This is a genomic window from Jannaschia seosinensis (genome assembly GCF_001408515.1).
GTDB lineage: Bacteria > Pseudomonadota > Alphaproteobacteria > Rhodobacterales > Rhodobacteraceae > Jannaschia > Jannaschia seosinensis.
The window spans coordinates 72,264-79,014 of record NZ_CYPR01000043.1 but is presented as its reverse complement, the minus strand read 5'-3'; the positions used below and the strand labels follow the sequence as shown (position 1 = coordinate 79,014).

4 protein-coding genes and 1 pseudogene are annotated in these 6,751 nt (G+C 65.0%); 2 read left to right on the top strand and 3 right to left on the bottom strand.

Going from position 1 to position 6,751, the window contains the following annotated elements:
• Window positions 1-295: 295 nt before the first annotated feature.
• Window positions 296-781, top strand: a pseudogene (locus JSE7799_RS03880) (transposase); the annotation flags it as partial.
• A gap of 757 nt (window positions 782-1,538) precedes the next feature.
• On the opposite strand, the gene guaB reads toward JSE7799_RS03880, so the two are convergent.
• Both guaB and JSE7799_RS03870 read right to left on the bottom strand, forming a co-directional pair.
• Window positions 1,539-2,987, bottom strand: coding sequence for an IMP dehydrogenase (guaB, locus tag JSE7799_RS03875; RefSeq protein WP_055662432.1), 1,449 nt, complete (start codon window positions 2,985-2,987; stop codon window positions 1,539-1,541).
• An 84-nt stretch (window positions 2,988-3,071) separates the two neighbouring features.
• Window positions 3,072-3,899: a universal stress protein gene (locus tag JSE7799_RS03870; protein ID WP_055662431.1), complete on the bottom strand. Its 828-nt coding sequence runs from the start codon at window positions 3,897-3,899 to the stop codon at window positions 3,072-3,074.
• A gap of 146 nt (window positions 3,900-4,045) precedes the next feature.
• Here JSE7799_RS03870 and thrS point away from each other — a divergent pair, with 146 nt between their 5' ends.
• The gene (gene thrS / locus JSE7799_RS03865) at window positions 4,046-5,992 is read left to right on the top strand and encodes a threonine--tRNA ligase (protein ID WP_055662430.1); all 1,947 of its coding nucleotides are present in this window, start codon (window positions 4,046-4,048) and stop codon (window positions 5,990-5,992) included.
• A gap of 87 nt (window positions 5,993-6,079) precedes the next feature.
• Here thrS and JSE7799_RS03860 read toward each other — a convergent pair whose 3' ends face one another.
• Entirely contained in the window at window positions 6,080-6,742 is a 663-nt protein-coding gene (locus JSE7799_RS03860; RefSeq protein ID WP_055662429.1) for an SOS response-associated peptidase, read from the bottom strand.
• Between the last annotated feature and the right edge of the window lie 9 nt (window positions 6,743-6,751).

The following is a 6,751-nucleotide window of genomic DNA, read 5'->3' as shown; positions in this document are numbered from 1 at the left end:
CGTGACGCTCGGGCGTGCGCTCATAATGGCTCGCGCCGAGAAACCGCTCCCGTTCGATCTGCATCGCCAGCTCGAAAGCCCGCGCGAACACCGATGCGATCTCGCCGGGCCCGTGCTCGATCAACTGTTCCAAGACCGCCTCAAGCGCCGTATCCTTCCGCCTGTCCATTCGTTCTTCTCCATGGCCGTGTTGCAACTCCATGGAATACCAGAATGGGCAGCCCGTGCTGGGGCGCCCCAGCACGGGCTCACGCCCCGCGTCTCAAGCGAATTTCCAGACCTGAGGGTACAATACCGATACATCATCGCCTGGAAGCTCTGCACGACGATGAAGGCCGAGGACGTGACCGCCACGCTCGACCTGGCCTTGAAAGCTTCGGGCTGTGACTGCGCGACCGCCGTCGCCAAACCAAGGCTGCTCAGCGACAACGGATCGTCTTACATCGCCGGGGACTTGGCCGATTATCTCAAGGACAAGGGCATGGACCACGTCCGCGGTGCGCCATACCACCCGCAGACCCAGGGCAAGATCGAACGGTGGCACCAGACCATGAAGAACCGCGTGCTACTCGAGCATTACTTCCTGCCCGGGGATCTTGAACGCCAGATCGGCGCATTCGTCAAACACTACAACACCCGCCGGTACCATGAGAGCCTCGGAAACCTGACGCCGGCCGACGTCTACTACGTCCGGGGTGACCAAATCTTGGAACAGCGAGAGGAGATCAAACGAAAAACCATGCTCACCCGGCGCTTGCGCCACGAAACTGAAAACGCATAACATCAATCAGCGGTGAGCCAGAGCCTCCAGTCTGGAAAACGCTCAAGCGTCCCAAATTGTCTGACGACGGACATTTTCAGGGGGCAGACCAGTGGGTTTCGCGCTGAGTTTTGGTGGCGATAAATGCGACCTCACAAAAACCAATTCGAGCGCGTGCCGCTCAATCTCAAGCGTAAATCGTTTGAAGAGCTTTTATTAGTGCATAGAGGCCTGGACAGATACCGCAGCGATAGTTTCTGAGACGCCGAGGGAGAATAATAAGGCCCGCCTCGCCGTTGCTGATATGGAGCGAGGGGCGGCCGGCGCGACCGCATTATCCGAGATCTCGCTCACGGCATGGTGCGTCTCCACCCTTGCGGCAGGAGCGACCCTTTCTTCTCATGTTGTGTCACCCTTAACCTGCCCCGAGGACCAAACTGCTTCCACCGCCCTCGTCCCACGCCCACGGCGTCCCACCCAAAGGCAGCAGAAGTCTGCGTCTCCCCGCGCAGAGGATGCTCCGGATACCGACCCGGCCGGCGGCGGGGACTATCGTTGGCTATCCTGCGGACATGACCCCGCACAAAGCTGCTGACAAACAAAATGCAGGTCCCTCACATGGACTCCGCTGCTTTGTTTGCGCCCGAACTCTATCTTTTTGCATCAGTTAACGCACTGATGCATCAACCGGTTCTGAACATATCCCGCCCTGTTCTCAGAAAGCTCCACCAGAAGTCCAAGCAACGGAACAGAAAATGTATCCAGCAGGGATAAGGTCTTACCCGATCCGATAGTTCGGGCTCTCGCGAGTGATCTGCACGTCGTGGACGTGGCTCTCCTTCAGACCCGCCCCGGTAATCTTCACGAACCGGCAGTTACCGCGCATCTCCTCGATCGTGGCGCATCCGGTATAGCCCATAGCCGCACGAAGCCCGCCCACGAGCTGATGGATGATCGCTCCGGCCGCGCCTTTGTAGGCAACCTGCCCCTCGATCCCCTCGGGGACCAGCTTGTCGGACGCCGCGTCTTTCTGGAAGTAGCGGTCAGCCGACCCCCGCGCCATCGCGGCGATCGAACCCATGCCGCGATAGGCCTTGAAGGACCGCCCTTGGTACAGGATCACCTCGCCCGGGCTCTCGTCGGTTCCCGCCAGCATCGAGCCGACCATGGCGCAGGACGCCCCCGCCGCGATGGCCTTGGCGAAATCGCCCGACAGCTTGATGCCACCATCCGCGATGATCGGGACGTCGCCCGCGGCGCTGGCGCTGTCGATGATCGCGGTCAGTTGGGGCACACCCACGCCGGCCACCATCCGCGTCGTGCAGATCGAGCCGGGGCCAATGCCGACCTTGACCCCATCCGCCCCCGCATCGATGAGCGCACGCGTCCCCTCGGCGGTGGCCACGTTGCCGGCAACCACCTGAACGTCGTTCGACAAACGCTTGATCCTGCTGACGGCCTTCCCGACACCTTCGCTGTGGCCATGGGCTGTATCGACCACGATCAGGTCAACGCCCGCATCGATCAGCGCCTCGGACCGCTCAAATCCCGCATCGCCCACCGTCGTCGCCGCCGCCACGCGCAGACGGCCTAGGGCATCCTTGCAGGCTTGCGGGTTCAGGACGGCCTGCTCGATATCCTTGATCGTCATCAGGCCCGTCAGGTGCCCTTGGGCATTGACCACCAAAAGCTTCTCGATCCGCCGGGCGTGCATCATCGACCGGGCCTCGGTCAGATCGACCGGCTCGCGCAGCATGGCGAGGTTGTCCGCTGTCATCATCGTGGCGACCGGCGTCGCGTCGTCGGAAGCGAAACGCATGTCCCGGTTGGTGACGATGCCGAGAACGCGCCCCTTCTCGTCGACCACCGGAAAACCGGTGACGCGGTAGCGGTCCTGCAAATCCTTGGCATCCGCCAGCGTCTGATCGGGGCGCAGCGTGATCGGGTTGTAGACGACACCGCTCTCGAACCGCTTCACCCGCCGGATTTCCTGCGCCTGCGCCTCGATGTCGAGGTTCCGGTGGACAACGCCGATCCCGCCGGCCTGCGCCATGGCGATCGCCATCCGCGCCTCGGTCACCGTATCCATGGCCGAGGACAGCACGGGGACGTTCAACGCGATCGCCCGCGTGACCCGCGTGCGGGTATCGGCCGTCCCCGGCAGCACCTGACTGGCGGCGGGAACGAGCAGCACGTCATCGAAGGTAAGCGCCTCGCGAATCTCCATCGGTATCTCCGGGCAGAGGGGTTCGGTTGGCGGGCTCCTATCTCATGGGGGCCCGCCGTTGGAACCCCCCGCACCCCGCCAAGATCACGAAGGCGGCGCCACCAAAACGTCGCACTCCCCGAAGAGCGCCACGTTCCGCGCCGTATCCCCCATGATCAGCCGGGTCAGACCGCTGCGCGCATGGCGCCCGATGGCGACGAGGTCGACATTCTCGGACTTGGCCTGCCGAAGCAGCACATCGCCCGGCCCGCCGCTCATCGCCTTGCCCGACACACGGCGGCCATCCGTCGACAACCGCTCCGCCGCCGCATCAACCTGCGTCTGGAGGGTCTGGATCCCCGAATCGGCCACTTCGACCATCCCGTAGGGGCCCGCGATGAACGGCTCGTGCCACGCGCCAAGCAGCTCCACCGATGCGTCCGGCGCGATCTTGCGGGTCAGGTTGAAGGCCTGCTCCGAGGCGGGCGACTCGTCCCAGCCGACGATGGCCGAGCGGTAGGTCTGATCCGCGCGCCCGACCGCGACCAGCGCGGGCACCTTGATCGCGCGCAGAATCCGCGACAGCGTCGGCTCGCCCAGTATCTCGCCCAGACCGCGGTTGCGGTGCGACCCGAGGACCACGAGCCCGATGGACCGCTCCGCGACGACGCGGCCGATGACTCCCGCCGCCCCGCCGCGCAGCACCGAAATCTTCGGCTTCAGCACGGACAGCTTGTCGTCTTCGGCCACCATATGCTCGAGCGCCGTCTCCGCCTCGTGGCTGCGCCGGTCGACCAGCGCGGCGGGCAGATCGTCGTCGGACACGTGCAGAATATGCAACTCCGCGCCCAGATCGGTAGCAAGCTGCGCCGCGCGCGCGATGGCGCGGTCCGAGCGCGCGCTCAGGTCCGTGGTGACGAGGATGGTGTCCATGAGGTTCTCCGATATTCAATATGCGGCACGTCTCACACTCAATGACAGCCATGACCTTGACGTCAATCAAACCGTAAACCAAAAGCCGCTGCACCTGACCGCAACCGGGCGTTCCGTGGGCGCCGAAACGACGGGAGACATGTCCGATGTCCCAGATCACCCTCACCTTCCCCGATGGCGCGACGCGCGAGGTCCCCCAAGGCACCACGGCCCGCGACGTGGCCGAGAGCATTTCCAAGTCGCTGGCCAAGAAGGCGATTTCCGCGCAGGTGGACGGCATCCACTACGACCTCGCCTGGCCGCTGGAGCAGGACGCAAAGATCGCCATCAACACGATGGCCGACGACGCCCCCGCGCTGGAACTGATCCGCCACGACTTCGCGCATGTGATGGCGCGCGCCGTCCAGACCATCTGGCCCGACGTGAAGGTCACCATCGGGCCGGTCCGCGATCACGGCTGGTTCTACGATTTCGACCGCGAGGCGCCGTTCACCCCCGAGGATCTGGGCGCGATCGAGGCCGAGATGAAGCGCATCATCGCCGCCCGCGACCCCGTCCGCACCGAGGTCTGGGACCGCGAGCGCGCGCGCAAGCATTACGAAGAGGTGGGCGAGCCCTTCAAGGTCGAGCTGATCGACCGCATTCCCGGTAACGAGCCGATCCGCATGTATTGGCACGGCGACTGGCAGGATCTCTGCCGCGGCCCGCACCTTTCGCATACCGGCCAACTCCCGGCGGACGCGTTCAAGCTGACCCGCGTATCCTCGGCCTACTGGCTGGGCGACAGCACCCGCCCGCAGCTTCAGCGGATTTACGGCATCGCCTTCCGCAACCGCGACGACCTGAAGGCCCACCTGAAGTTCCTGGAGGAGGCCGAGGCCCGCGACCACCGCCGTCTGGGCCGCGAGATGGACCTGTTCCACATGCAGGAAGAGGCGCCGGGCCAGGTCTTCTGGCACCCGAACGGCTGGACCATCTACACCGCGCTGCAGGATTACATGCGCCGCAAGCAGCGCGCCGACGGCTACATGGAGGTGAACACCCCGCAGGTCGTCTCCCGCTCCCTGTGGGAGAAGTCGGGCCACTGGGACAAGTATCAGGAGCACATGTTCATCGTCGAGGTCGACGAGGAACATGCCCGCGAAAAGGCGATCAACGCGCTCAAGCCGATGAACTGCCCCTGCCACGTGCAGGTCTACAATCACGGGATGAAATCCTACCGCGACCTGCCGCTGCGGATGGCGGAATTCGGCTCCTGCTCCCGCTACGAGCCGTCGGGCGCGCTGCACGGGATCATGCGCGTGCGCGGCTTCACGCAGGACGACGCGCATATCTTCTGCACCGAGGACCAGATCGAGGCGGAATGCGCGAAGTTCATCAACTTCCTCGCCTCCGTCTACGAGGATCTCGGCTTCGACACGTTCGAGATCGCCTTCGCCACCCGCCCCGAAAAGCGCGTGGGTAGCGATGAGTCGTGGGACCACGTGGAGAACGCGCTTGAATCCGCGATACGCTCCACCTCCCGCACCTACCGGATCGAGGAGGGCGACGGCGCGTTCTACGGCCCCAAGCTCGACTTCTACCTGACCGACGCAATCGGCCGGACTTGGCAATGCGGCACGTTCCAGGTCGATCCCAACCTGCCCGAGCGGCTTGGCGCGACCTATATCGGCGAGGACGGGGAGAAGCACCGCCCCTACATGCTCCACCGCGCCTGTTTGGGCAGCTTCGAGCGCTTCATCGGCATCCTGATCGAGAACTCCGCCGGCCGCCTGCCCTTCTGGCTCGCGCCGCGTCAGGTCGTCGTCGCCTCGATCGTGTCCGAGGCGGATGAATACGTCCACGAGGTCGTCGCCGCCCTGACGAAAGCCGGCGTCCGTGCCGAGGCCGATACGCGCAACGAAAAGATCAACTACAAGGTGCGCGAACATTCCGTCGGCAAGGTGCCCGCGATCCTCGCCATCGGCCGCCAAGAGGTCGAAGACCGCAGCGTGACTCTCCGCCGCCTGGGCGAGAAGGCGACGGAAGTGCTGCCGCTGGACGAGGTCGTGGCGCGTCTGGGCGCGGAGGGGACGCCGCCGGACCGCCGCTGATTGCGGATTGCTAAACCGGCTCCGGTTGGAAACGCCCGGGGCTGGTTTGCCCACCCAAGTCAGGACAGCTTTCCGCAGGCTCCCCCCTTAGTCCTCCTCTTCGATCGGCTCGATCAGATCCGGCCCCTCCGTACGGTTCGAGTTCACCGCACGCCCGACGCGATGCCGCACCAGCGCCCCGTCGGGCGCCGCCCGCATCAGCCGCGCCGCCCCGTGCCCCTCCTCACCCAGCCACATCGGCCAGTCCTCGGGAGCGAGCGTCACAGGCTCCCGGTGGTGAATCTCCGCCATTGCCGGCCCGGCCGCGCAGGTGACGATGGCGCAGGTCGCAATCCCGTCCGGCCCCCAATCCTGCCAGATGCCCGCAAAGGCGCGGGGACCCGCCGCCGAGTGAAAGTACCACGGAATACGGGCACCCTCCGCATCCTTACGCCACTCGTAAAAGCCGGTCATTGGGATCAGGCATCGACGCGCACGACAAGCTTCGCGGAAGGCCGGCTTCTCCGCCACGCTCTCCGCGCGCGCATTGATCAGCAGCGGCCCATCCGTCGGCGTCTTATACCAGTGGGGTACGAAGCCCCATCGCATCGACACCAGCCGCCGCGCCTCGTCCTGCGCGGTGATGGCCGCAACCTGCGTCGTCGGACAGATGTTGAAGCGCGGCCCCTCGGGCACATCATTGGACGGCGTCGCCGCGAATAACGCCGCCATCCCGGCTTGGGGTTCGGTCAGAACGAAGCGCCCGCACATCGGCGGGCT

Excerpts from the sequence above, each read along its gene's own strand:
- JSE7799_RS03870 (WP_055662431.1), bottom strand. The coding sequence starts at position 3,899 with ATGGACACCATCCTCGTCACCACGGACCTGAGCGCGCGCTCGGACCGC.
- JSE7799_RS03860 (WP_055662429.1), bottom strand. The coding sequence starts at position 6,742 with ATGTGCGGGCGCTTCGTTCTGACCGAACCCCAAGCCGGGATGGCGGCG.
- thrS (WP_055662430.1), top strand. The coding sequence starts at position 4,046 with ATGTCCCAGATCACCCTCACCTTCCCCGATGGCGCGACGCGCGAGGTC.
- guaB (WP_055662432.1), bottom strand. The coding sequence starts at position 2,987 with ATGGAGATTCGCGAGGCGCTTACCTTCGATGACGTGCTGCTCGTTCCC.